This is a genomic window from Amycolatopsis sp. NPDC003861 (assembly GCF_053605405.1).
Genome location: NZ_JBSGJD010000487.1, coordinates 1 through 2,163, shown reverse-complemented (window position 1 = coordinate 2,163; position 2,163 = coordinate 1). Strand labels below are relative to the sequence as shown.

The following is a 2,163-nucleotide window of genomic DNA, read 5'->3' as shown; positions in this document are numbered from 1 at the left end:
CGCCCCCCCCGGCCCCGCTCTCCCCCCTGCTTTTCTCCCCCCGGCGGGGCGGCCGCCTGCCCCCCCCGCCCCTCTTTCGTTTCCGCAACCCGCTGACCAGGCATTCGGCGCGAGTGGAGAATCTTCCACGAAAACCGGGTTTCACCCGTGATCGGCCGGGGTAGCAACCCTCCGCCAGCACCCGTTCGGCGGCGTTGACTTATGACCTGCGTCACGACAGCCTCGAAGTGCTCGCGCAGGCCTCGCAACCGGGTGTGCACGCACCCGGGAGCTTTCCCCGGGAGGTCGGGTCCGTCGGGGTGGACCCGGCCTCCCGACCACTTCCCCAGCCGGACACACGCGCACCCAGCGGGACGACACGCGCACCCCCGACGGACGACACACGTACCTGGCCGGACGACACGCGCGCACCTGACGGGACGGGCACGCCAAAGCCCCACGGGCACCACCCAGCCCTCCCCGCAACCCCGATCCGAAGCCAGAACACGGCCGGCGGCGCCGGGTCAAGGCATCTTTCCCGCCTTGACCCGGTACCGCCGGCCGTAGTCACAATCGGGCGTCGGGGTGGTGGGCCTCTGTACCAGACCAACGGACGCGTGGGGTGGCCCACAGTGACCGGGTGCTTCTGTCCGGTAGAAGAAGAGCCCCCGTAGGGTGGACCGATCCCGGAGCTGGCAAAGGAGCCTGGCAGTGCCGTCCACCACGTTTCAGCACACCGAAGTCCTCCCGCTGGGCAAGGACACCACCACCGAATACCGGTTGGTCACCGACGAGGGCGTCGAGACCGTCGAAGCCGCCGGGCGCACTTTCCTGAAGATCGCCCCGGAAGCGCTCACCACGCTCGCGCGCACCGCCATCACGGACATCCAGCACCTGTTGCGCACGTCACACCTGCAGCAGCTGCGGGCCATCGTCGACGATCCCGAAGCGAGCGGCAACGACCGCTTCGTCGCCATGGACCTGCTGCGCAACGCCGCCATCTCGGCCGGGGGCGTGCTCCCCATGTGCCAGGACACCGGGACCGCCATCGTCATCGGCAAGCGCGGCGAGGGCGTCCTCACCGGCGGGGACGACGAGCGGGCCCTCTCACAGGGCATCTTCGACGCCTACCAGCAGCTGAACCTGCGGTACTCGCAGATGGCCCCGGTCAGCTTCTGGGACGAGCGCAACACCGGCACCAACCTGCCCGCGCAGATCGAGCTCTACCACAAGGACGGGGACCCGACCTACGAGTTCCTCTTCATGGCCAAGGGCGGCGGCAGCGCCAACAAGACGTTCCTCTACCAGGAAACCAAGGCCGTCCTGAACCCGAAGCGGCTCGCGCGCTTCCTCGACGAGAAGCTGCGCAGCCTCGGCACCGCCGCCTGCCCGCCCTACCACCTCGCCATCGTCGTCGGCGGGATGTCGGCCGAGTTCAACCTCAAGGTCGCGAAGCTCGCCTCCGCGCGCTACCTCGACAACCTGCCGCAGGAAGGCTCCGAATTCGGGCACGCCTTCCGCGACACCGGCCTCGAGCAGCAGGTCCTCGAAATGACCCGGCAGTTCGGCATCGGTGCGCAGTTCGGCGGGAAGTACTTCTGCCACGACGTCCGCGTCATCCGGCTGCCCCGGCACGGCGCGAGCTGCCCGGTCGGCATCGCCGTCTCCTGCTCCGCCGACCGGCAGGCCAAGGCCAAGATCACCGCCGACGGCGTGTTCATCGAGCAGCTCGAGCGCGACCCGGCACAGTTCCTGCCCGACATCACCGAGGAAGACCTCTCCGACGACGTCGTGGCCGTCGACCTGAACCGGCCGATGGCCGAGATCCGGGCGCAGCTCTCACAGCTGCCCGTCAAGACGCGGCTTTCGCTCACCGGGCCGCTGGTCGTCGCGCGGGACATCGCGCACGCCAAGATCGCCGAGCGCCTCGACGCCGGCGAGGAGATGCCGGACTACCTCAAGAACCACCCCGTCTACTACGCCGGCCCGGCGAAGACGCCCGAGGGGTACGCCTCCGGGTCGTTCGGGCCCACCACGGCCGGGCGGATGGACTCCTACGTCGAGCAGTTCCAGGCCGCCGGCGGCTCGCTCGTCATGCTGGCCAAGGGCAACCGCTCGAAGCAGGTGACGAACGCCTGCCGGACGCACGGCGGGTTCTACCTCGGCTCCATCGGCGGCCCGGCC

The 2,163-nt window shown here is 69.6% G+C and carries 1 protein-coding gene; it reads left to right on the top strand.

Going from position 1 to position 2,163, the window contains the following annotated elements; translation table 11 throughout:
• Positions 1–690 precede the first annotated feature (690 nt).
• The coding region (locus ACWEVN_RS47610) for a fumarate hydratase (protein ID WP_452055679.1) at positions 691–2,163 on the top strand (1,473 nt) is incomplete at its 3' end.